General features: G+C 50.9%; 20 protein-coding genes. 4 read left to right on the forward strand and 16 right to left on the reverse strand.

The annotated features are described in order from the left end of the window. Positions 1–91: 91 nt before the first annotated feature. Positions 92–1,153, reverse strand: coding sequence for a glycoside hydrolase family 43 protein (locus ACG2F4_RS05545; protein ID WP_395259219.1), 1,062 nt, complete (start codon positions 1,151–1,153; stop codon positions 92–94). 678 nt (positions 1,154–1,831) lie between these two features. On the opposite strand from ACG2F4_RS05545, the gene mgrA reads away from it, so the two are divergent. Continuing rightward, positions 1,832–2,827 (forward strand): L-glyceraldehyde 3-phosphate reductase, encoded by a 996-nt coding sequence (mgrA, locus tag ACG2F4_RS05550; RefSeq protein WP_395259220.1) that lies wholly within the window; start codon positions 1,832–1,834, stop codon positions 2,825–2,827. A 38-nt stretch (positions 2,828–2,865) separates the two neighbouring features. Here mgrA and pabB read toward each other — a convergent pair whose 3' ends face one another. The 14 genes from pabB to ACG2F4_RS05620 all read right to left on the reverse strand — a co-directional run bounded on the left by pabB (position 2,866) and on the right by ACG2F4_RS05620 (position 20,333). Then, positions 2,866–4,200, reverse strand: coding sequence for an aminodeoxychorismate synthase component I (gene pabB / locus ACG2F4_RS05555; protein WP_395259221.1), 1,335 nt, complete (start codon positions 4,198–4,200; stop codon positions 2,866–2,868). 74 nt (positions 4,201–4,274) lie between these two features. Next, positions 4,275–5,114 carry an aminotransferase class IV gene (locus ACG2F4_RS05560; RefSeq protein ID WP_395259222.1) on the reverse strand — a complete coding sequence of 280 codons (840 nt, stop codon included), beginning with the start codon at positions 5,112–5,114 and terminating at the stop codon, positions 4,275–4,277. 26 nt (positions 5,115–5,140) lie between these two features. Then, positions 5,141–5,677 (reverse strand): TlpA family protein disulfide reductase, encoded by a 537-nt coding sequence (locus ACG2F4_RS05565; RefSeq protein WP_395259223.1) that lies wholly within the window; start codon positions 5,675–5,677, stop codon positions 5,141–5,143. Between the two features lie 13 nt (positions 5,678–5,690). Then, positions 5,691–7,460 (reverse strand): glycoside hydrolase family 13 protein, encoded by a 1,770-nt coding sequence (locus tag ACG2F4_RS05570; protein ID WP_395259224.1) that lies wholly within the window; start codon positions 7,458–7,460, stop codon positions 5,691–5,693. A gap of 87 nt (positions 7,461–7,547) precedes the next feature. Beyond that, a complete protein-coding gene (gene pfkA, locus ACG2F4_RS05575; protein WP_395259225.1) occupies positions 7,548–8,537 on the reverse strand; it encodes a 6-phosphofructokinase in 990 nt (329 codons plus the stop codon). 43 nt (positions 8,538–8,580) lie between these two features. Next, a complete protein-coding gene (locus tag ACG2F4_RS05580; protein ID WP_395259226.1) occupies positions 8,581–9,342 on the reverse strand; it encodes a hypothetical protein in 762 nt (253 codons plus the stop codon). A 225-nt stretch (positions 9,343–9,567) separates the two neighbouring features. Continuing rightward, a complete protein-coding gene (gene ispG, locus ACG2F4_RS05585; protein ID WP_395259227.1) occupies positions 9,568–10,833 on the reverse strand; it encodes a flavodoxin-dependent (E)-4-hydroxy-3-methylbut-2-enyl-diphosphate synthase in 1,266 nt (421 codons plus the stop codon). Positions 10,834–10,931: 98 nt separating this feature from the next. Beyond that, on the reverse strand, positions 10,932–11,783 hold the full coding sequence (locus ACG2F4_RS05590; protein ID WP_395259228.1) for a rhomboid family intramembrane serine protease: 852 nt from the start codon (positions 11,781–11,783) through the stop codon (positions 10,932–10,934). A 162-nt stretch (positions 11,784–11,945) separates the two neighbouring features. Continuing rightward, complete coding sequence (locus ACG2F4_RS05595; protein WP_395259229.1) at positions 11,946–13,439, reverse strand: M48 family metalloprotease; 1,494 nt, start codon at positions 13,437–13,439, stop codon at positions 11,946–11,948. 157 nt (positions 13,440–13,596) lie between these two features. Continuing rightward, a complete protein-coding gene (locus ACG2F4_RS05600) occupies positions 13,597–15,498 on the reverse strand; it encodes a DUF2779 domain-containing protein (RefSeq protein WP_395259230.1) in 1,902 nt (633 codons plus the stop codon). 7 nt (positions 15,499–15,505) lie between these two features. Continuing rightward, entirely contained in the window at positions 15,506–16,543 is a 1,038-nt protein-coding gene (gene murB / locus ACG2F4_RS05605; protein ID WP_395259231.1) for a UDP-N-acetylmuramate dehydrogenase, read from the reverse strand. A 12-nt stretch (positions 16,544–16,555) separates the two neighbouring features. Beyond that, positions 16,556–17,956, reverse strand: a complete 1,401-nt coding sequence (locus ACG2F4_RS05610) for a hemolysin family protein (protein ID WP_395259232.1) — start codon at positions 17,954–17,956, stop codon at positions 16,556–16,558. A 248-nt stretch (positions 17,957–18,204) separates the two neighbouring features. Next, positions 18,205–18,654 (reverse strand): single-stranded DNA-binding protein, encoded by a 450-nt coding sequence (locus ACG2F4_RS05615; protein WP_395259233.1) that lies wholly within the window; start codon positions 18,652–18,654, stop codon positions 18,205–18,207. Between the two features lie 482 nt (positions 18,655–19,136). Next, on the reverse strand, positions 19,137–20,333 hold the full coding sequence (locus tag ACG2F4_RS05620; protein WP_395259234.1) for a phosphoglycerate kinase: 1,197 nt from the start codon (positions 20,331–20,333) through the stop codon (positions 19,137–19,139). A 286-nt stretch (positions 20,334–20,619) separates the two neighbouring features. Between ACG2F4_RS05620 and ACG2F4_RS05625 the strand changes: the two genes are divergently transcribed. The 3 genes from ACG2F4_RS05625 to ACG2F4_RS05635 are packed head-to-tail and all read left to right on the forward strand — an operon-like array spanning position 20,620 to position 22,827. Next, positions 20,620–21,783: a cysteine desulfurase family protein gene (locus ACG2F4_RS05625; RefSeq protein WP_395259235.1), complete on the forward strand. Its 1,164-nt coding sequence runs from the start codon at positions 20,620–20,622 to the stop codon at positions 21,781–21,783. Next, complete coding sequence (locus ACG2F4_RS05630; protein ID WP_395259236.1) at positions 21,783–22,325, forward strand: TIGR00730 family Rossman fold protein; 543 nt, start codon at positions 21,783–21,785, stop codon at positions 22,323–22,325. Before ACG2F4_RS05625 ends, ACG2F4_RS05630 begins: the two co-directional genes overlap by 1 nt. Before the next feature lie 37 nt (positions 22,326–22,362). After that, positions 22,363–22,827, forward strand: coding sequence for a DUF1499 domain-containing protein (locus ACG2F4_RS05635; RefSeq protein ID WP_395259237.1), 465 nt, complete (start codon positions 22,363–22,365; stop codon positions 22,825–22,827). A 10-nt stretch (positions 22,828–22,837) separates the two neighbouring features. Here the strand turns inward: ACG2F4_RS05635 and ACG2F4_RS05640 are convergent, their stop codons facing one another. Further along, positions 22,838–23,317, reverse strand: coding sequence for a hypothetical protein (locus tag ACG2F4_RS05640; RefSeq protein WP_395259238.1), 480 nt, complete (start codon positions 23,315–23,317; stop codon positions 22,838–22,840). Between the last annotated feature and the right edge of the window lie 60 nt (positions 23,318–23,377).

Raw genomic sequence — 23,377 nt, forward strand, 5'->3', positions numbered from 1 at the left:
CTATTTTACTCACAGCCATAATTATTTTAGGGAGATAAAATGTATGTATATGATGTTTAAACACCATATTTTGAAAAATATCTCACAGATTTTACGCTTCATTCCATAACTCATTGAGTACCAATGAGTTTAAACCGGACACTAGTGACCACTGCCCGTTAAACTCGGCAATGGAGTGGTGGTTGGTCCACCCGATCTCCGGTTCTAAAATATTTCCCTGGTACGTGAATGGGCCATACGGGCTGTCTCCGATGGCATAGGCAATGTAGTGCGTATCGCCGGTAGAATAGGAAAAATAATATTTCCCGTTATACTTGTGGACCCATGCCGCCTCGAAAAAACGGCGTTTATTGTCGCCGGCCGTTATGGGGTTGCCCTCTTCATCCAGGATCTGAACATCCCTCGGAGGTTCGGCAAAACTCAACATGTCCCCGCTCATTCTGGCTACTTTGGGGGCCAGTGCGGGCTCATCATCTGCGGGATAGGTATCCTCTTCTACATACTCACCTGTCTGCCAGCGCTGCAGCTGGCCACCCCAAATTCCGCCAAAATACATGTAATAGGTCCCGTCCGTATCTTTATAGACAGCCGGATCGATACTGTAGCTCCCCTCAATAGGTTCGGGCTCAGGCTCAAACGGTCCCGTGGGCGAATCGCTGGTCGCCGCCCCGATTCTGAACACCCCGTTCTCATCTTTTGCCGGAAAATAGAAGTAGTAGGTATCCCCTTTCTTCGCCGCATCGGGTGCCCACATCTGTCGCTCTGCCCACGGTACGTCATCTACATGGAGGGCAACTCCGTGGTCGGTAACCTCTCCCCCCACTTTTTCCATAGAAAAAACATGATAGTCCTTCATGTTGAAATGACTGCCCATATCATCCTGGGGCACGCCAGACTCAATGTCGTGAGAGGGATAGATATAAAGTGTTCCGTTGAATACGTGCGCCGACGGGTCAGCCGTATACATATGATCGACCAGCGGCTCCGAGATGGCATCCAGCGTATCACTCATCTCCGAGGTCAAGGTGGTGTCAGCCTCACTTTCCGCCGTCCCGGGGACTTCGCCGGAACGCTGCTGCTGGCACGCCATCCCCAAAACAGATAACAACAGAAGTGCAATAATCTGCATCCTGGTATCATAATGTACAAGCATGGTAATCCGGTTTTATTTAATGTTTACCGATCTTTCATGTGCACACTCATTTTTTCGCATGTAATAATATTAAAAATTATGAAAACGTTTGCACCCGCGTTTCTTACCCTGGTTAAGAAATCCACTCATATGTTAAATCCTTTCTAAACATGCCAGGGTAAGCCGGCAACGATTTTGGTTTCAAAAATTGTTATCTTCAACAGGTTGGAAACAACTGCAGGTATATAGATATTCAGGTTCGAACCATTTATTGTGCTATAGAACATCATGCCTTGATATCTATATGCGCCAACCAATAATTTGCCAATTACAAAAATATAAAAGTAGGTTAGATTTATGCCTAAGTGTGAAATTTACAAGGATCAGTTAGACCAGTGGAGATGGAGACTCAAACAAAAGGGGGAAATCAAGGAACACTCCCAGCGCGGCTTCGAGACGAGAGAAGACTGCGAAAAAAATGGTAAGGAAGAAGGACCGTGCTCCAGCTATAAACGGGTCTGATCTTTCACTTGCCATAATCACCTGTTAGGGTATCGGGGAAGCATTCAATAGTGCTTCCCCTTTTTCATTTCCTGCTTTGCCTGCCGCATCCCCCCGTATTCTGTTTTGCCTTTCATTCCCTGAATTTTTATTTAGGATGTTCCAGTCAAAACCGAAACGAAAACTATTATATTTCTTATGAGCTATCTCCCCGCCGACCATCGGTATGAACAAATGAAGTACAACCGGTGCGGAAAAAGCGGGCTCAAACTGCCCCTGGTTTCGCTGGGTCTTTGGCACAACTTCGGTGGTGTGGATACCCTTGAAAATGCTCGAAAAATGATTCATCGTGCATTTGACCTGGGGATCACCCACTTCGACCTGGCCAACAACTACGGGCCGCCGCCCGGTTCCGCCGAGAAAACTTTCGGCCAAATCTTAAGCCAGGATCTCAGCTCCTACCGGGATCAGTTCATTATATCCAGCAAAGCCGGGTACCTGATGTGGCCGGGACCGTATGGTAACTGGGGATCCCGCAAATATCTTATTGCCAGCCTGGATCAAAGCCTCAAACGGATGGGGCTCGATTATGTGGATATCTTTTACAGTCACCGGCCCGACCCGGATACCCCGCTCGAAGAAACGATGCGTGCACTCGACTATGCCGTCCGCAGCGGGCGGGCGCTCTATGTTGGAATCTCCAATTACGGGACGGAACGAACCCAAAAAGCCGCTGAAATTCTGCGGGATCTGGGAACGCCCTGTCTCATCCATCAGCCCCGGTACAGCATGTTCGACCGCTGGGTAGAGGAGGACCACCTGCTGGAAACACTTGAAGAAGAGGGCATCGGCAGTATCGTCTTTTCTCCCCTGGACCAGGGCATTTTGACCGATAAATATATCGATGGTATTCCGGAAGGATCCCGCGCGGCCCGGGAAAGTGGATTCCTAAAAAAAGAAGGGGTCACCGAAGAAAAAATTTCCAAGGTAAAAAAGTTGAATGAGATAGCGAAAGCGCGGGGACAAACCATGGCCCAGCTTGCGCTCACCTGGGTGCTGCGAAAACCGCAGGTAACTTCCGCCCTGATCGGCGCCAGCAAGGTCAGCCATATCGAAGAAGCCGCAGCGATCCAGCAAAACCTGGAGCTCAGTGATGATGAGGAGCAACAGATTGAGCAGATCCTAAGCGATTGATACTCTTGCCTTACAACTGGTAAAACGGGAACCGGCAACTACCGGGATATGTCAGGCTCTTTGGCCACACCGGATTTTTCCGGAGAAACGGCAGTCGTCAACGCTTTGGCTTTCACCAGTGTTTCCCTCCATTCCTCCCGGGGATCGGAATCACTGGTGATCGCTCCCCCCACGCAGTAGAAAAGCTCTTCCCCGCGAATTACAGCCGTACGAATAACAACGTTAAAATCAATATCCCCTTCGGGCGCCAGGTACCCGATAGCCCCGGAATATATCCCGCGCCGGTAGTTCTCCAGGTGCTCAATTCCACGCATCGCGCTTATTTTGGGTGCCCCCGTCATCGATCCCATTGGGAAACAGGCCCTGATAATATCTACCGGGTGTCGGCCGGGCGCCTCCGCCTCAACAGTCGATACCATCTGGTGTACCGTCTCAAAGGTTTGAACCTCAAACAGGTTTGAAACCCTGACCGAGCCCGGCGTTGCAATTTTTCCGAGATCATTGCGAACCAGGTCTACAATCATCAGGTTTTCAGCCCTGTTTTTTTCGGACGAGGAGAGCCATCTTTTCAGGTCCCGATCCTCTGCGGCTGTTGCTCCCCGCGATACCGTTCCCTTGATCGGCTGGGAAAATACGCGGTTTGCCCGTTTGCCCAGGAAACGCTCCGGGGAAGCGCTGCAGATGCTAAATTCCTGGTGTCTGTCTTTAAATGAGATAAAGGCACCAAAAGGGACCGGTCCCGCGCTTTTCATATCTTCGTAAAGTCCGAGTGGCGCCCCTGAAAACGATCCTCTCATCTGGTGGGATAGGTTAATTTCATAATATGTTCCCTCCTGAATGGCGGACTGGGCCTTCCGGATCATGCCACGATACTCCTCCTCCGAAACCTGCGGCCGAATATCTCCAATAGTATATTCGGTGGGAATTTGATCCAGATCCAGAACCTGGGAATCGGTGGTTATATCTCCCTTCAACATCCTCCTTCCCGTTGAAGTATCCTCTACAAGTAATCCCGGGTTCATCATATACAAGTCCGGGGCCTGAACCGGGTCTTGATTCCCGGAACAAAGCTGTTCTACCTGGTTTTTGAGGTCATACCCCAGGTAACCGAACAACCAGCCATCTGTCTGAGACTGAAATTGTTTCAGCTCTTCCCACACATCGGCCCCGGTTTTTTCTTGATACTCTCCTTCTCTCCGGATAACAATGCGATTCTCGTATACAAATATTTCCGCTTGGGGTCGCGCCGCCAGCAGCGTTTTTTGAGCTGCCGGATGGGTATACGACTGCGACTCCAGGAGCACCACGGCCCCCTCTTCCTGCAGAGGTGGAATCAACCTCAAAAGATCGATATCATTGTCAATTGACTTCAACTACAGCTGTGCTCAAATTATTAATTCGAATAAGAGTAATGGATTCCCGCTCTACAGGCCACCGGCAACGGTATTCAAACCAGTAACTTCTGTCTATAGGATTTAAATTTTTTTTCCAGCTCTTTTACAAACGGATGAGCACCTGGGAACGTGTGCCCGTCAACTGACGCCACAGGCACCAGTTCCCGCACGGAGTTACATATCCAGGCGGCATCTGCTTTTTTTAGCTGTTCCAGGGAAAACGCGCCCTCTGAGACAGGTGCATTCAATTCCGTTTTCAACAGGTGCAGGATCCTGCCCCGGGTGATACCGGGAAGAATATCACACTGTTCCGAGGGGGTATAAACTGTCTTCCCGCGCATCCAGAATATGTTGGCGATCGTGGTTTCAGAAATATACCCGTCCGTAGTCTGCATGAGCGCATCATCCGCACCCCGCTCGGTGGCTTCGGTTGCCGCCTGGATGTAATTGATGCTGTTGGAGAGCTTGTACCGTGGATCTATTGCTTCAGACGGGATTCGCCGTACAGAAACGGTTGCCAGGCTGACCGGGGATGAAATCGCTGGCAGCGGATCGGCGGTAATACAGTAACCGGCCTTTGCACTTGTTGAGACCTGGAATCCCCGTTTCCCCTCGCGCCAAACCTGGATCCGTACCACCGCCTCTCCATCGTAAAGATTATTTTTTTGAAGAAGGGTAATAACTTTCTTCTTGACAGATTCCCACTCAATTTCGAACGGGGGCCTAATGCGCAGGTATTGCAGTCCATTTCGCAATCGCTCGAGGTGTTCTCCCAGGTAAAAAAAACGCCCCCTGTAGGAACGAAAGGTTTCAAAGCAGCCATCTCCATAGCGTACAGCCCGGGAATCCGCTGCGAGCACGGGCTCTCCCTGCCTGCAGTAACGGCCACTCACCAACATCCATCTGGGTTGAGAGGAGTTCATTTCCTAATGTGGGCTTTCAGGCTGTCATACCGGGTTGAATCCGTATATCCGACAAACGTGGCTACAACCTCCCCATCTTTGTCAAACAGAACCTGGCTGGGAACACCCGGTAAATTCATTGTTCGATAAAACGCTGTCCCGTCGACATATACAAACGGGTAGTTGTGTGTTTGCCGGTACTCCAGGATCTCGTTCCGGCTATTGCGTACCGAAGCGGCGATCACTGCCAAATCACTTAAATCCCCCCGGGTTTCTGCAGCGAGCTGCGCGTGCGATTCGGTCGAAGCCTCTGACCATGTAGACCAGAAATCCAGCAGCAGATACTGCCCCCTGAACTGGTTGAGCTGCAGGCTGTCGCCACTCGTTATGCGGGGAAACTTGACCAATCCGAGAGAATCCGCTTCCATCATCTGCCGCTGGAAGGCATCCTCCCGGCCGGAGGTGTAGTTGAGCGTAGCAATCGCAATAAGAATGGCAGCTACCACCGCCACACCAGCCATAAATTTGTTAAAATGCCGGGGATCAATGCGCATTGAACTTCCGATCTTATTGCGGTTCAAGGATGACTCCCGACAGTGCAGAGACCTGGAGCGTCACTTTGTTCTCCAGGGTCACCTTCACCATCGTTTCATCCAGCAGGTTTCGGTAGGTGTCGGGAGTGGCAATGAATGGGGAGAGATCGAGCGTCACTTTCCGATCTTTATCGGAACGATTGAGGACGACAATCATTGGATTTTCCTTCTTTCGATGGCGACCGAAAGCAAACAGGTCGTCCCGGCTCACAATATTGAGGTACTGCCCGGTTCGCAACAGCTCGTGTCTGTTCCGGATCTGCCCAAGCTTTTTGTACCAGTTGAACAGGTCCCGGTCAAATTCGTTGCTGTCTGCCGGGCGCTGCATTCCCTTGATTGGATGCGTGGTTTCATCCTCATACTCCATATCAGGCCACACCATCGGTTTGCGATCATCGGGATCGTCGGCACCCCACATGCCGGCCTCGGTTCCGTAAAATACCATCGGTGCCCCGATATAGGTGTACTGCAAGAGGGCAATCAGCTTTTGCAGCTGTCGCTCTTTTGCATTCGGCTTGCGTACCTTAAAACCATCCGCCGGCAATCCCCACTGGTCAAATTTACGCCCGGAATTTACGATGATCGACGCCAGCCGGGGCGTGTCATGGCTTTCCATCAGGTTCTGCAGCACATAATTTGCTTCTTCGGGATAGCTGTTTCGAATCTCATCCAGCCAGTTGCTAAAATCTTCCACCCCGATATCCCGGTCAATCATATATTCCTCCACTGCCTGGAAAAACCGGTAGTTCATGGAGGCATTAAACTGCTCGGCATTGATGTAATTGACGGCGTTATCGGTCCAGATCTCCCCGACAGTGAACGCCTCGGGGTTTATTCCCCGGACAACCTGGTGCCATTCAATCCAGAAATCCTGCCCCACCTCTTCAGGCACATCCAGCCGCCAGCCGTCGATTCCGTCTGAGGGATCGCCGTCACTGTTGGGATCCATCCAGCGCCGGGTAATATCAAAAATATGCTGACGGACCGGCTCAATGAGCGTTCCATTCTGTGCCTGGAACTCGGGCAGATCCTTGATACCCCACCAGCCGTGATATGCAAATTCACTGCCATCCTGGTGATTAAAAGAGATTACATCGTACCAGTCCCTGAACGGTGACTCCTGCTGGTTCTCCTTCAGATCCCGGAAGGCCCAGAAATCGCTTCCCGAGTGATTGAAGACTCCATCTATGATAATCCTCATCCCGCGGCTGTGTACCTCCTCAATAAGTTCCAGGAACAGCTTGTCCGCTGATGTCCACTGCCATGTCGACGGATCGGCCGGGTCTTCCTGCTCCATGATTGCCACATCGCCCTCCGGATCCGGACCAAAAAAACGATCGACATGATGGTAGTGGCTGGTATCGTACTTATGAAGTGAGACCGCATCAAAAACGGGATTCAGGTAAATTCCACCGATCCCCAGCTCCTCGATATAATCCAGCTTGTCCAGAATCCCCTGGAGATCGCCCCCGTACCGACGGTGAAAAACGCTGTCCCTGAACTTTGGTCCCAGCTTTTTTTCCCATTCGGCCCGCTGGTACCAGTCGCCGGTCCACGGACTTATCTCCCATCCTTCAGGGCCGTTCACGCGGTCTGCAGTGGGATCATTCGTGGGATCCCCGTTTCTGAAGCGCTCCGGGAAAATTTGATACCAGATAACATGTTTGGCCCACTCTGGTGTCTTATAGGGAACCTTCTCACGGGTCTCTTTGACCGTGATATCCTTACTTGGATGCTGCATCATTTGCATAACTCAACCCACTATATAACGTTAAATGAAAAAGCCTTAAACCCTTACTATTTTACAAATATTTTCAGACTAAATTACATGTCAAATTGATACGATATCAGCAATTTTCAACAGGTCCTCGTCAATTGTGTGCTGTTGCTTGGTTGCGTTGTCCAGGTCGGTATAGCATACTTTGTGGTTCTGAACACCTACCATCACTCCTCTTTCCCCGTTCAGCAGAGCTTCGATAGCACTCACTCCCAGGCGACTCGCCAGCACCCGGTCAGCACAGCTCGGGCGCCCGCCCCGCTGGATATGGCCAAGCACGGTGACTTTAATTTCATACTCTTTGCCGAACTTTTGTTTTACGCTGTCGGCCAGCTCATAGATACTGCCGGATTTTTCCCCCTCAGCCACTATCACCAGCCGTGAGGTCTTATTGCGGCGCGAACTCTTTTCCAGCGACTCTATCAGCTTGTCCATGCCGCGATCTTTTTCGGGGATCAAGATCTCTTCAGCCCCCGCGGCGATACCGGAGTGGATCGCAATGTACCCGGAATCGCGGCCCATAACCTCAATAAAAAACAGGCGATTATGGGAGGTGGCCGTATCCCGGATCTGGTCTACCGCCTCCACCACGGTGTTGGTTGCCGTGTCAAACCCGATCGTAAAATCGGTCCCGGAAATATCGTTGTCGATGGTACCGGGAATACCCAGGACGGGAAAATCAAACTCGCGGCCAAAAATGTCGGCCCCTTTAAACGTTCCGTCTCCACCAATAACCACAAGGGCATCGATGTCGCGCTTAATCAGGTTTTCATGTGCCTTTTCCCGGCCCTTTTTATTTCTGAATTGATGGCTCCGGGTCGATTTCAGGATGGTACCCCCCTGGTGAATAATATGCTTCACCGATCCCGCTTCCATTCGATACATATCGTTCTGTATCAATCCTTCATAGCCTTCACGGATGCCGTACGGAGTTACATCGTAGTAGATACATGATCTAACCACCGCCCGGATGGCGGCATTCATGCCGGGGGCATCTCCGCCGGAAGTAAGCACACCAATTTTTTGGAGTTTTTGTTCAGACATAGTTCAACTGTTATGCTTTTTTGTTAAATAGTTGTCAGATACGTTATTGAAAATCCTTGATCATTTTTTGGCACTTATCCAGCCAGCCGGGGTCGGCAGGGGATAAAGGGTCACGTCGGAGGGCGTCCTCGCAAGCTGAAATGGCCTGTTGTTCCTTCCCGAGGTGTTTGTACATTCTGGCCAAATCATAATAATAGAGCAGGCGCTCGGGTTCCAGTTCTATAGCCTTTTCCACTGAGCGGACCGCCGTGGCCTCATCGCTTTCAGGGAGTCCACCGTAGAGCGTATTTGCCGCAAGCTGTTCTACAAAACTCAGGTTAGCCAGCCTGAAATGCAGGCGGCCCAGAACATGCCAGCCCCCGGCGTTGGTGCTGTCCAGGCGGATGGCCCGCTCGGCATGGTGCTTGATTGAATGTGCGGCTTTCACCCGTTCCCTGGCACCGGATATCATCGCCTTGCGACCAAGGGCCGCGGCCATTACAAAGTGGGAGTGCGTATCCGTGGAGTCAACATTCAGGGCACGCCCGGCCAATGCGATCCCCTTCTCGTAGTACGCTTGCTGCCGCTCTTTGCTGTCAAGTCGAAACCCGATCCTGGAGTATAAAAAACTGGCCCGCCAAAGAGCAGTATAATGGTCTGGATGACGATTCAAAATGGAGGTATACAATTCCAATGCCTTAGCTTCATAAAAATGATCGTACAGGGAATCTGCTTTCGCCAGTAACGAATCGGCAGCAGTATCCTGCGCAGATGCCACGCCTGTGGCGGTCATAAATACTATGAAAAGTATGAAAAAAAATTTCATACCTGTTGCACAAGCCTGGTTTCAAAATGAACGGAATATAATAAAATAACCGCTAATACTAGAATGCGTAATATGGCTCTGCCGGGGTGTTCGAACGGGTTCAATAGAATGGTTAAAAAAGGATCAACAAATTTGTTCCATCAGCATGACCTCGAAATTCAGTACCGCAGGCAGGCTTGTGGCAAAAATTAACGTGGCAGGGTCTTGAGCCTTACGGGAGCGGCGCTATCCCTCCACTCCGGTCTCTTCCTCCTCTGCGTCCTGTCCATTGGCTTGGGATTGGGAGTAATTGCGCATCACGTATTCATCCAGGATGCTGCGGAACTCTTCGCCAATCCCTTCTCCCCTCAGCGTGGTATAGTGTTCTCCATCCATGTATACGGGAGCGGCAGGTTCCTCAAATGTACCGGGCAGTGAAATCCCGATATTGGCGTTTCGCGATTCTCCGGGCCCATTGACCACGCATCCCATGACGGCCACATCCATCTCCTCCACTCCCGGATACATCTCGCGCCAGACAGGCATCATCTCGCGCAAATACTCCTGGATTTCATCGGCCAGTTCCTGGAAATAGGTGCTGTTCGTACGACCGCAGCCGGGACAGGCGGTAACCTGGGGGATGAAGTTCCGGATTCCCAGCGATTGCAGTATCTGTTGGCACACACGTACTTCTTCTGCCCGATCTCCGCCCGGTTTCGGGGTCAGCGAAACGCGTATCGTGTCTCCGATGCCCTCTTGCAGGAGCACTGAAAGTGCCGTGCTACTGGCAACAATGCCCTTCATCCCCATTCCGGCTTCCGTCAGACCTACATGCAGCGGATACTCGGTAATTTCGGCAATCCGCCGGTACACCGATATCACATCCTGTACCCCGCTCATTTTGCAGCTTATAATAATTTTGTTGGAGCCGAGCCCAACTTCTTCGGCCAGTTCAGCCGAACGGCGGGCACTTTCAACCATGGTGTCAAGCATCACCTGCTTGGAAGATTTGGGAATTTCGCGCTCGTTGTTCTCATCCATCTTTTGTGCCAGCAATTGTTGGTCCAGTGACCCCCAGTTGACGCCGATGCGAACCGGCTTGTCATATTTAATGGCCTGTTCCACAATCGTGCAAAAATTTTCATCCCGCTGCCGCGTCCCCACGTTCCCGGGGTTTATCCTGTACTTGGCCAGAGCCTTGGCCATCTCAGGATAAGCGGGCAGCAGTTTATGCCCGTTGTAATGGAAATCACCGATAACCGGAACCGTCACATCCTGATTGAGCAGCTTTTCCTTGATGTAGGGTACCGCCTCTGCCGCCTGTTTGTTATTGACTGTAATTCTTACGAGTTCTGATCCCGCCTCATGTAAATACCTAATCTGGTCTACCGTTGCATCTATATCGGCCGTATCGGTGTTGGTCATCGACTGTACCACGATCGGTGCACCGCCGCCGACAGGGACGTCACCGACCATCACCTGGATAGATTTACGTCGTTTGATATTGGACATAGACTAAATTCTGATTGTTGAGTTGTAAATAACCGGTCCGTGCAGGGAATACCGCTGTTTACGGTCTTGTGTCTCAGCATCGCCAAACACAAACATATTCAATTTTTTTTGCTGAGTTCAAACAGTTTCTGCTTTTCCTCCTTGGTCAGGCCGTCATACCCTTTCCTGGAAATTTTTTCAAGTATCTTGTCCAGTTCAGACTGTTCCGATTCTTCTTCCACAATTTCCACGTCCGATACAGAACGCAAGTTGCTCGATTTTCTTGTACTCTTCTTTTTCTGGTAAGTCCCTTTCAGGTTATACCAAAACTGTTCCAGCGGGCGAACCAGGCCACTTAGATCAAAACCCTGCTGGTGATAACGCATCAACAGGTAGCCGATTCCGGCTCCTCCCAGGTGAACAATCCGGGCGGTATTGTCGGAGGATCCCAGGAACAGCAGGTCCAGTGCAATAAGGCCGGCCACCACATACCGTGCTTCAATCGGGGGAAGCAGAAACAGCATGATCGGCATGCGTGGAAAAAGCATGGCAAACGCCACCATTATTCCAAACACCGCACCGGACGCCCCGATCACGAGATTAATGCCCACAAACTGCGCAAACGCTATATCGAGCAGGGCCCCGCCGATGCCCGATCCAAAATAGATCACAGAAAATGTACGCGGACCAAGATGCTGCTCGACAGAACGCCCCATCCACCAGAGCCAGAGCATATTGAACAACAGGTGAAATCCACCGGCGTGCAGGAACATGTACGTGACCAGGCGCCAGGGCTGAATAACAGCGGTGGGCAGGTCGGGATTGAACGCCATCGCCTGGATGAAGAAACTGTTCAACCCGAACACCTGTAGTAAAAACATCACCACATTGATGGTGATTATCGTACGGATAGCGATCGGAAGACCGAAATATCCGCGCTTCATGGAATTTCCGAACGAATCGTTATACATGCCTCATAGTTGGGTGCAAAAGATGTGGAGAAGGCTACTAACGCCATCTCCCGTATATTCGTTTCTGAATGGTTATAAAATACAAATAACGTCAGCCATATTGAAGCTGTTTTGCAACTGTATTGACAGTTCAACTCGGCATTTTCACTTGCAGAGAATACTCTATTGACGTGGAATCTTAAGATAGCTCCCCTGCTCAACCTGGTCGTCGGCCTCCAGCTGGTTCACTATCGCCATTTCATCGACCGTGATATCCATCGGAAGCTCATCCGGCAAAAACGAACGAAAAGAACCGGTGCGGTCGGCCTTGATGACCTGCAGTCTTACCGGCTGTATATTCAAAATTTCGGGATCTGTAAGCTGGCTGAACTGACCGGTAGTTGCCGTAAAATTGGGTTTTTGTGCATTGTACTGGGCGAGCGTGGTGTAGGAGATAAATCGGTAAATATTGCCGCCGTACTCTACGCCGTAGGCATAAATACCCAGCTCGGTTCCATCCTGGGTTACGGCCTCCGCCTCCGCTTCATAAGCCGGCAGGTTGCCACTTTGGGTCTCCGCCTGATCTACCACTGTTATGCCATCCTGGCTCACGAAATTCTGTACCGATTGCCGAGGCCCGTCCGCTTCAGCATCGATCTGCATAATCATCACGGCGTTCCCCTCCTGATTGGCCATCACAACCCGGCTCGGTTCATTGATGACCTGCCAGTCTGCCGGCACCGGGAACTGGAATTCGAGTTCAGGATGGTAGAACCGATTGTTTTCGGTAAATCCTTCTCTGGGATTATTCCCGTAGATAATCCCATCCAATATATTCATGTAGGTTTCTTTATTAAGCTTGGACTGCTCAAAACCCTTCTCGCGCCAGCGCTCTGCCAGCTCGGGAATCGTTTTCTCGCGTTCTCCGGGTTCAGGGTGAGTCGACAAAAATGAGGGGATATTCTGACCAGAATCTTCTGAAAGTCGCTTGAGCGAGGTAAAAAAGGCGGCTCCTTCGGCCGCCACATAGTTTTTCCTGGCGGCATACTCCACTCCCAGGCGGTCCGACTCGCGCTCGTCATCCCGCCCGTACTTGAGAAACATCAGCTGCGTGGCAGTGCTCCCCAGATTCAAAAGATCCTGCCCCGGCAGTCCCAGCAGCTCCTGTCCGGCAATGGCGCCCCCCACCAGCGCAATTTGGCCGATCTGTTGCTCAAACGCCCGCTGGGAGGCATGACGAGCGGCTACGTGACCAATTTCATGGCCCAACACCACGACAAGCTGCGCCTCGTTATTGAGATGCGCAAGAAGTCCCCGGGTGACATAAATATAGCCTCCCGGCAGGGCAAAAGCGTTGACTACCGGGCTGCTCAGCACCCGGAAGTAAAATTCGGTATTCCTGTACCTGGGATCGGTATCCTCCCGGCGCATATGGCTGACAGCGAGGACCTCCTGGCCAAGCTCCTCAACATAATTGATAATTTCCTCGTCATCATACACTCCATATTGCTGTTGAATCTGTCCATCAGCTTCCTTGCCTATGCGGAGCTCCTCTTCCCAGCTGTAGCCGTACGCCCGTTTTTTGCCTGACACCGGGTTTTTCTGCACCACACAGGCTGATACCGTTAGCGAAACTACCAGTACCGGTATTGAAAACCACGCAAGTAAACGAACCATACTATTTCCTTTATGAGCTCTCATTTGTGAATCCATTTAAAGCTGTTGCAATATAAATAGTTCCATGACACTGTAGAAGCCGAAAATAAACTAATTCTGAAATTTACTCATCCGTTTTTCCTGCGTTTAAAAAACAGGGAATGCCTGAAATTCTGAATTATTCAGTTTGTTGCTCACGCAGCAACGCTTCCCAGTGCAGGTAGATCATCACCATCGCAAGGGTATCCAGCTCGCAGTAACTGAGCAGTCCGTCAATCAGCTGACCTCGCTTTTCGGCTCCATTTTCGCCCGTCCGCAACTGGCCGTATGCCACCATCGCCTCTGTTCCGCGACCAATGGCATGCTCCTGTCGCTCTCGTATCATCTCGTAGGGATCCCGAAGCCTCCCGTCCTCACACTGCCACCAGACAATATTCTTAAAATTGCTGCTGTGATAGGGCGTTGAAAACCGTTTTTGTACTGCGGGACTCACTTTCATGACGGTCACCAGGATATCTTTGATGCTCAGTGAATCCTCCATCTGTTCGTTGTAATAATAATTTTTCAACAATCTTCCCATATCGGCCATGAGCGGCCTGGAGTATCGGTCGTAAACAATCGTTTCCAGCCAGTTGATTAGCTCCGAGTACTCTGTGTGCTGTTCAGATTCCTCTTTGAATTCCGCCAGGATACGTCTCAGTGCGGACCGTTCAAAACCCGAGTAGTGGATGATGGTGCCCTCTCGAAATCCCGGGATCTTTTTTAACTCTGAGACCAGCTGATAATGGGCATATCCTCCCCTCCCTGGATGTACCCATTGATGATGAACGAGTGAACCATCAGCGTGAAGCGTGTGGCACGAGTATTGAAATACGACCTGGTGATATGGATTTCGTCCGGCCCGGAGTGGCACCGCAAAACTACCCGCTTCAAAATCGAGAAAGTGGAGTGGATATTGCCACTTTTCAAGCTCCCTGAACAGCGGCGGCTTGACAATCTCGCGGGGCACCGGCTCTCCCCGGGCTTTGGCCACCTGTAATATGCGCCGGTGGAGATCTGTTATACGGCCTTCAGATTCTGCAATCTCCCGGGGAGTGACTTTGTCATTCAGCGAAATTTCCTGCTGAAGAAATACCCGGTCTTCGATCAGCTGACCATTGCCCGCGCCGATAAGGTCAAAAATATGTGCCTCTCCGTCCCGGTTTTCCAGAATATGCTGCCAGCATTCCTCAAAACCACTTTTTTCTCCTTTGCGCAGCTTGTCGGAATCCACCCTATATTCACAATTTGCACACTTCCCGCCCAGGGGGGTCACAATTTTATCTCCGTCCGCATACCAACGGGCGGATTGACGGACCACCTCTTCAAAGGATAACGACTCCATCCCAAGCGGCGCATTTCCCTTTTCAAACAGCGGCTCTTTGCCCTCCCACAGCGCTTCGATCTGTTCCATGGCCGGCACAAAGGCGAGCAGGTTCGACAACCCATCCCGCTCCACCGGCTCTCCCGCGGCCAGCATCTGATCCAGGTTGTCAACAGCGGCGGTTCCTCTCTTGTCAGGCATCACCAGGTAGCCCTCCAGTCTCCATTCCGGAAACTGTTGCTGAATTACAAATAGCTGAAAAGAAAAATCCCGCAAATACTTTCTCCATCTGGAGTGAATTCTGCCGTTTCGGTCGGACAGGGAATGGCGATCGGGATCAAATACCTTCGACTGCAGGTTATAAACTCGAACGCGCCTCCCCTCTTTCTCGAGTACCGGAATACGTACTGCAAACAGCTCGTGCAAAAAAGTGGAGTTAAAAAGTACAACGCGGTTCTGCTTCAGCCTCCGCCGGGTTTCTTCCGCCGCATCATGATATGCCCGGGACTCCACCGCAGTTCCTTCAGGGTACAACCGCTGAAGCAGCAACCTCAACTGGCGCTTGTTATAACGGATATGGGCGATAAACGGCCAGATATTCCGCTGTTCGGGATAGGTGACAGGATTCGCCTTGTAATACAGCTTGGTGGGACAGGTGCAGGCGGTGCGGAAAAGGTGCCTGGTAAACAATTGTTGTTCTGATTCTTCCGCGGACATGGGCCCTTTACGGTATGATATTCACTTCCGGTTCCAGTTCTATACCGAATCTCTCATGCACAGCCGTTTTCACCTTTTCGGCAAGCTGCAATATCTCCGTCCCGGTGGCTCCACCGTGATTGACAATCACCAGTGCCTGGTTGTGATAGGTTCCGGCGTTGCCCACAACCTTCCCCTTCCAGCCGGTTTCCTCAATAAGCCATCCCGCCGGCACTTTCACGACCGGTCCCTCAAGCGGATACCCCGGGATTTCGGGATATCGCCGTTTCAGTTGATCATATTTCTCCTTACTCACAACGGGATTTTTGAAAAAGCTGCCCGCATTGCCCAGCGCGTCTGGGTCAGGAAGCTTGCTCCTGCGTATATCGATAACGGTTTCACTGATATCCCGGATGGTCGGATCTGTAACTCCCCGCTCTTCCAGGCGGGCTTGTATCGCCCCGTACGAGGTGTTCACCTCCGGATGCCTGGACAGCCGTAGCGTACAATGGGTAATAATATATTTCCCCTTCAACTCATTTTTAAAAATACTGTCGCGGTAACCAAATCGGCACTCATCGTAGGTAAAAGTCCGTACCTCACCGGTCTCCGTCTCCACCGCTTCCAGCGATTCAAACACATCCTTTAGCTCGGCTCCATACGCACCAATATTCTGGATGGGAGCCGCCCCGACGGTACCCGGAATCAGGGAGAGGTTTTCGATACCGCCCCATCCCCTCTCAACGCAGTGCAGGACCAGATCGTGCCAAATCACTCCCGCTCCCGAACGGACCCACACATGGTTTTTATCTTCCCTGACCTTGTGGATTCCCTTGATCGAGATGTGGAGTACAAGTCCTTTAACATCATCCCTGAAAAGCACATTGCTGCCTCCCCCGAGAACACACTTGTCAATATCCCTGAAATTCGGATCGGTCAACACCTGAACAAGCTGATCCACTGCCCCGATCGAAATGAATTGTTCTGCTTTTGCCTCAACTCCAAGGGTATTGTAGGGTTTCAGGCTGTGATTCTCTTTTAGTTGCATCAAGATGGTATCAGACATGCCGTTGAACTCTTAATCCTCGTTTTTGAGCGGAGTTCGTTTTCTGTGGGAAGTGTCATCGGGATTCAATTTTACCCTCAACTTGCGGACCCGGTTGTTTTGGACCGAATGAATCGTCAGCTCCAGTCCCTTGAAATAGACCCGCTCCCCCACATTCGGAATCCGCTCTGTCAGGTGGTATACCAGTCCGCCAAGCGTCTCATATTCATCTTCGTCACTGGTCAGTTCAAACCCCACAATCTCCTCCATATCATCGAGGTCGATACGGGCGTCAAAAATAAACACGCCGTTTTTAAACTCTCTAAACAGCTGCTCATCACTGGTCTCGTAGTCGTCAGAGATCTCTCCCACGATCTCCTCCAGTATGTCATCCAGCGTAATCAGTCCTTCCGTGCCGCCATATTCATCCACCACGATGGCGATGTGGGTTTTTTCCTGCTGAAATACCCGCAGCAGATCATCCAATTTCTTGGTTGCGGGAACAAAAAGCGGCTTTCGGGCGATGGTCCGCCAGTTGATCGTCGTCCGTTCAATATCGGAATTGATATATGGAAGTACGTCTTTTGAATAGATTATACCTAAAATATTATCAAGGTCATTCTCAAAAAGCGGCATGCGGGAAAACCCCTTTTCGCGGATCTGCTTTAAAACGTTTTCCAGCGTATCGTCAGTCGAAACGGCGACAATGTTCACGCGGGAGGTCATAATTTCCCGCACCGAGGTGGTGCCGAACTCAATCACATTTTCGATAATCTCGCGCTCATCGCTGCGGATCGAGCCCTCCAGCTCTCCCACTTCGGCCATCGTCATAATATCTTCGCTGGACATCCGGTTCTCCGGCTTGGGGAGCCGTTCTTCCAGGCTGAGTGTACTTTCGGCGATAAGCTTGGAGAGCGGTTTCAGCAACCAGTAAAACACGTATATAAAACGGGCCAGCCGGCGGGAACTTTTCAGCGGGTTGTTGATCGCAATAATTTTTGGGGTAATCTCGCTGAGGATTAAAATGGTGAACGTAAGAACGACCACCTCGACGATATAGACGACGACTTCGGAATACCCCAGGTATACCGCCAGGTTGCCGGTTATCACCGCTGCCAATACCGATGTTATGATATTGGCAAATGTATTTCCGATGAGAATTGTGGCCAGCAGCCGGCGTGGCTTCTCCAGCATCCGGATGATCAGCTGATCCGCGGCTCCCTCTGTTTCACTCTGATCCAGCAGGTCGATCTGGTTGGAAATCGAAAAAAACGCAACCTCGGAACCTGAAAATATCGCCGAAAACAGCAATCCCACCACCACAATCACCAGCTGGATGGAGAGATCGACAGGGTCGAACGTTTCGTGATATACCGCTGCCTCTTGTAACAGGTATGCAATCGTATGTAAACCTATACTGCCGGGATCGTCCAATTATGTTACTTCATTCTTTGATTAGTATGTTAAAGCTACATATTGATGGTATCGGGTGCAACTGCTACCACATATTGTTTCTAACACCAGCCCGCATAAATAATCCGGCCGGAATAAAAAAGGTGATGAAGCGGATGCCTCATCACCTGTCAGGTTTTTTCAGGTCAAACGGAACGCCTGCACGGGGTCTTGCATATGTTTTTGTGTATCCAGACCCCGTGCTGTCTTTTCCGCGATCTCACACATGCCTAGAACGGGAGATCGTCGTCAAGATCGTCGAAGTCCTCGTCCAGCTCTACCTTGCTGTCCACCGGCTTGGAGGAGGCCGGTTTGTCCGGGACCACCCGGGGTTCTCCGTCCCTGTCGCTTTTGCTGTCCAGCATCGTAAGCGTAAGGGCCTTGATTTCCGTTGTATAGCGTGTTTGCCCATCGCGATCCTCCCACTGTCGCGTTTGTATTGGACCCTCGATATATACTTGTGACCCTTTCCTGAGGTATTCCTGGCAGATCTCAGCCAATCGCCCCCACGCCACAACCCGGTGCCATTCGGTGTTCTCTTTCCACTCTCCCGAGCTGTCTTTATACCGCTCAGAAGTAGCTACCGAAAGATTGGCTACAGCCGTGTTCGACTGGGTGTAACGTACTTCAGGATCCTGACCCAAGCGCCCGATAATCATAGCTTTGTTCAAAGAACTCATAACTGTTACCTCATTTTATTTTTTTAGCTTTGCGTTCATAAGGTAAGATATATTTCAGAGGAAATCCTTACAGAAAAATTTGGATATCGCCCGATATTTTAGCGCTGGCCGTTATTAACGGCCATATTTGTTCGCTGAATGGGGAATATGTGCAGGCTTACTACCCTCTTTCAACATGGGTTTTTATTCCATCCCCGGGTACTGCAGCTCCATCAAATGGTGCTTTACAATCAAAGAAGGCTTTGCAAAACATTCGAATTCTCGTTCTGAGGAAGTTGTACTCCCGTTTAGAAGGGCAATACGGTCGGTGGTACAACCACCTACAACATAGCAGGTTCTGCGAAGGGCCCTCGAAAAAAGCTGGATTTTGCGTACCTGTACTGTACAGGATTCCGCTTTTCAAAAGTTCTATCTACAAAAAAACCTTCCGGGAGCTTCCCGGAAGGTTTTATACTGTGTCAGATCTTTTTAAAAGTCGACGCTCACTCCTTGTCAGTTAATGCCACCACCCCGGGCAGTTCTTTGCCTTCGAGAAACATCAGGCTGGCGCCGCCGCCGGTTGAGACGTGTGATACTTTGTCTTCCAGCCCGGCTTTTTTAATTGCGGCGGCCGAGTCTCCGCCGCCGATGATCGTTGTGGCTCCATTTTCGGTGGTTTGGGCCAGGTGTTCCGCAATAGAGAATGTGCCATCGGCAAAATTTTCCATCTCAAACACACCCATCGGTCCATTCCAGACAACAGTGTTCGCATTTTTTATCTTGTTGCCAAAGGCGATCGTAGTTTGGGGACCGATGTCGAGCCCCATCCAGCCCTCCTCTATTTCATCTTCTCCCACAACCTTGAACTCGGCGTCCGCCTTGAATTCGGTGGCCACCACGTGATCAACGGGAAGGGCCAGGTCCACGCCCTGTTCTGCGGCTTTCTTGATAAGCTCGCCGGCCAGCTCCACTTTGTCTTCCTCCACCAGCGAAGTTCCGACCGGCAGTCCCTTGGCTTTGTAAAAAGTATAGGTCATGCCTCCGCCGATAAGAATGGTATCCACTTTGTCCAGCAGGTTTTCAATAACACCGATCTTGTCAGATACCTTGGCGCCTCCCAGAATGGCGATAAAGGGATGAACCGGGTTGTTAATGGCATCACTGAGGTATTTAATCTCTTTTTCAAGCAGATATCCGGAAACCGCCGGCTGTAAAAACCGGGTAACTCCTGCAACCGACGAATGCGCGCGGTGGCTGCTGCCAAACGCGTCATTGACAAAGAGATCGCCATGCGCGGCCAGCTGTTTGCAAAAACCTTCGTCATTAGCCTTTTCACCCTCATGGAAGCGCACATTTTCAAGCACCACAATTTCTCCGGGACCGGCCTTTGCAATCACCGAGTTCGCCTTTTCACCGACACAGTCTTCAGCGAAATGGACCTTGGCATCCAGCAGCGTTTGCAGGTATTCGGCCACCGGTTTCAGGCTCAATTCCGGGTCCGGGGCCCCGCCGGGACGTCCAAGATGACTCATCAGGATAAGCACCCCGTTCTGGTCAACCACGTGCTTGATGGAGGGCAAGGCCTGCACGATACGGTTGTCATCGGTGATCTCCCCGTCCTCAATCGGTACATTAAAGTCTACCCGCATTAATACCTTCTTGCCGTTTACATCTACATCTTTAAGCGTCATCTTTTCCATTAGTGAACATCCTGTCTTTGTTGAAAGTAATTCGGAGCCGGAATTTACCAGCTTATTGCAAATCGTCCAAACCCTGTACCTGCTATCCGGGCAAAGCCGGCCGGGTCATGACCGCAATCAAACTGATTTTTGCAAGATTGGTCGTGGAATCTGATTTCCCGGCCTGTTATTCTGGGCTTTTTTGAATATCTTTCAATGGGCTTTGCAAAACCGTTGGTTTGCCCAACTCCGGCATGTTCAAAGCCCTCTTTCACAGGTAATTTTCCAGTAATGAATTTTTTGAATAATGCAAACAGTATACCTGGATCACGCAGCCACGACACCGGTTGACGAGCGCGTAGTGGATGCGATGCTTCCCTTCTTCACCGAGCAATACGGCAACGCCAATTCCACGCATGAGCTGGGCAGCAGTGCCAAAGTAGCGGTGGAAGAGGCTCGCGAAACGATCGCCGATATTATTGGCGCAGAGCCCGCTGAGATCATTTTTACCAGCGGCGGTACCGAGAGCGACAATACGGCGATAAAGGGAGTGGTTGAAGCGACCGGCAAAACGGAAGTGATCACCTCGCCGATCGAACATCACGCCGTGCTTCACGCGGTGGAAGCCCTTAAACGTCGCGGAGTCAAACCGATATATCTCGAGCCGGATGATGACGGAACCGTTGCGCCCGGGAAAGTAGCCGAGGCTATCACCGACGAAACAGCGCTGGTTACCCTTATGCATGTGAACAACGAGATCGGTTCAATCAACGCGATTTCAGAGATCAGTACAATCTGCCGCGAACATGAGGTCCTGCTCCATTCCGATACTGTGCAAAGCGTGGGGAAGCTACCGGTGGACGTAAACGAACTTGGAGTCGATTTCCTGAGCATAAGCGGCCACAAAATCTACGGTCCCAAAGGTGTTGGCGTGCTGTACATGCGACACGGCTCTGCCTGGATCCCCTGGATGCATGGCGGCTCACAAGAACGGCGGCGGCGGGGGGGAACGCTGAATGTGCCCGGTATCGTGGGGTTGGCAACGGCGCTGGAGCTTATCGACAAGCAGCGGGCAAAACAAAACGAGCATTTCAAAAAATTAAGAGCCAGGCTTATCAAAGGACTGGATCAACAGTTTGGAGACACAGTGCAAATCAATGGTCCGGAGACGGGTGCCGGCGTCCCCCATATTATCAATTTATCATTTACAAATCCTTCCGGTGGGGCACTGGATGGCGAAATGCTGCTGCTGAACCTGGATGTCGAGGGCATCTGTGTTTCCAACGGTTCCGCCTGTACCTCCGGCGCCATGGAGCCCTCTCATGTGCTTTCCGGCATCGGCATGGCCGACGATATTGCGAACTCCAGCATCCGCATCAGCCTGGGAAGAGACAACACGGCAGCGGAAATCGACTATCTGATTGAAAAGCTGAAGCTTGTCGTAGACCGAATGCGAACGGTGACTGCCTGATGATCAAGATAAAACGGGTATGTGTATTTTGTGGTTCAAAAACGGGGCGGAATCCCGCTTTTGCCACGCAGGCCCGCACACTTGGGAAAGCCCTGGCCACAAACCATATCGACCTGGTATACGGAGGCGGCTCAATTGGTCTGATGAATGTGATTGCGGACGCCGTACTCAGCTACGGAGCCAGCGTACACGGCGTTATCCCGGAACACCTTATGAGCCACGCCCACGGCAACCTTACCGCCCTGCACGTCACCGATTCCATGCATGAACGAAAAGCGATGATGGCCGAACTATCGGATGCCTTTATTGCACTGCCCGGCGGCTTCGGTACGTTCGAGGAACTGCTGGAAACGATCACCTGGGTTCAGCTTGGGCTGCACGAAAAACCTGTTCTAATCTTTAATATGGACGGGTACTATGATCTCCTGGTCAGCTTTATAGACCAGGCGGTAGACCAGGGATTCATCACGAAACAGCAGTGGAGTGCCATATATGTGATATCCACCGTGGATGAATGCCTGGAATTGCTGACCTCTTCCTGATTTTCAGTAACGAAAAATATTCCCCGGATTGAGCTTTATGAAAATACCGGCTGCACAACTGCTTATATTTCAGCTCATGATCTATTTCTTTTCGGCATGCGGTTCGCAATCATCGGATTTTCCTTCGCGTAAAGATCTGAACAATCCCCTTCCTCCCTGCCCGGAATCCCCGAACTGCGTACGGCTAACTGAACAATACCCCGCTTCTGTCGACGCTACCTGGGAGATCGCTCTCAAGATATTGCAGGCCATGAAGCCGTATAATATCGAGCTCACCCCCGATACCTACCGGATCGATGCGATCTTCATGGTTGTTTTTTTCCAGGATGACCTGACCCTGCAACTGGAGGAAGCCGAAAATAACAATACCTATCTCCACATCCGAAGTGCCAGTCGAGTAGGACATAGTGACTTTGGAGTGAACCGGCGGAGGGTTCGACATCTCCTGCAGCAGATGGAAAACAGGCTGGTTGAAGCGGATAATAATGAAGCAAGAGAATAACCACCTCGCCCTAAAACGGTTTAAACAGTCCCAGAAGGGTATTTACAACCACAAGGATATAGACGATGAGGGACATGTTATACGCCTTTCGCCATTTTTGACGGGTATCGTCGCCCACACGACTGCCATTTTCCGTTTTGAGCTGCTTTTTGAAGGCGACACTCCGCTTGATGGAAAATCCGACCAGGATAAGAATGATAAAAAAGATCGCCTGCTTTACCGCCAGCCAGCCATACAGTTCAAAATTGAACCAGCCCCACTGGGGTCCCGAGGGAATGGAGGCCAGCGCCCCACCCGAGATGAGAATGCCGAGTGCCCCCAGATGCGCCCCTATGCTGGTTGAACGACGCTCCAGCTTCATAAGTCTGGGTTCATCGTCGGTTTGAAACGCCTTGCCCGCCCGCCAGGCAAAGTATAAGCTACCTGCAAACGCCAGCAACCATGCTATGTAGGAGACAATGTGGACCCAGTAAAAAATATTATATGACATTACGTATCAATTTATATTGTGAAAATTCAATGTTTAGTTGGCTCGTGTTATTTCTGCTGC

Source organism: Halalkalibaculum sp. DA3122 (genome assembly GCF_043951865.1).
In the GTDB taxonomy this organism is placed as follows: Bacteria; Bacteroidota; Rhodothermia; order Balneolales; family Balneolaceae; genus JAMQKA01.

Bases quoted from the DNA above. Each gene is read 5' to 3' on its own strand.
- ACG2F4_RS05545 (WP_395259219.1), bottom strand. From the start codon at position 1,153: ATGCTTGTACATTATGATACCAGGATGCAGATTATTGCACTTCTGTTG.
- mgrA (WP_395259220.1), top strand. From the start codon at position 1,832: ATGAGCTATCTCCCCGCCGACCATCGGTATGAACAAATGAAGTACAAC.
- ACG2F4_RS05565 (WP_395259223.1), bottom strand. From the start codon at position 5,677: ATGCGCATTGATCCCCGGCATTTTAACAAATTTATGGCTGGTGTGGCG.
- ACG2F4_RS05570 (WP_395259224.1), bottom strand. From the start codon at position 7,460: ATGATGCAGCATCCAAGTAAGGATATCACGGTCAAAGAGACCCGTGAG.
- pfkA (WP_395259225.1), bottom strand. From the start codon at position 8,537: ATGTCTGAACAAAAACTCCAAAAAATTGGTGTGCTTACTTCCGGCGGA.
- ACG2F4_RS05580 (WP_395259226.1), bottom strand. From the start codon at position 9,342: ATGAAATTTTTTTTCATACTTTTCATAGTATTTATGACCGCCACAGGC.
- ispG (WP_395259227.1), bottom strand. From the start codon at position 10,833: ATGTCCAATATCAAACGACGTAAATCTATCCAGGTGATGGTCGGTGAC.
- ACG2F4_RS05590 (WP_395259228.1), bottom strand. From the start codon at position 11,783: ATGTATAACGATTCGTTCGGAAATTCCATGAAGCGCGGATATTTCGGT.
- ACG2F4_RS05595 (WP_395259229.1), bottom strand. From the start codon at position 13,439: ATGGTTCGTTTACTTGCGTGGTTTTCAATACCGGTACTGGTAGTTTCG.
- ACG2F4_RS05600 (WP_395259230.1), bottom strand. From the start codon at position 15,498: ATGTCCGCGGAAGAATCAGAACAACAATTGTTTACCAGGCACCTTTTC.
- murB (WP_395259231.1), bottom strand. From the start codon at position 16,543: ATGTCTGATACCATCTTGATGCAACTAAAAGAGAATCACAGCCTGAAA.
- ACG2F4_RS05615 (WP_395259233.1), bottom strand. From the start codon at position 18,654: ATGAGTTCTTTGAACAAAGCTATGATTATCGGGCGCTTGGGTCAGGAT.
- ACG2F4_RS05620 (WP_395259234.1), bottom strand. From the start codon at position 20,333: ATGGAAAAGATGACGCTTAAAGATGTAGATGTAAACGGCAAGAAGGTA.
- ACG2F4_RS05625 (WP_395259235.1), top strand. From the start codon at position 20,620: ATGCAAACAGTATACCTGGATCACGCAGCCACGACACCGGTTGACGAG.
- ACG2F4_RS05630 (WP_395259236.1), top strand. From the start codon at position 21,783: ATGATCAAGATAAAACGGGTATGTGTATTTTGTGGTTCAAAAACGGGG.
- ACG2F4_RS05635 (WP_395259237.1), top strand. From the start codon at position 22,363: ATGAAAATACCGGCTGCACAACTGCTTATATTTCAGCTCATGATCTAT.
- ACG2F4_RS05640 (WP_395259238.1), bottom strand. From the start codon at position 23,317: ATGTCATATAATATTTTTTACTGGGTCCACATTGTCTCCTACATAGCA.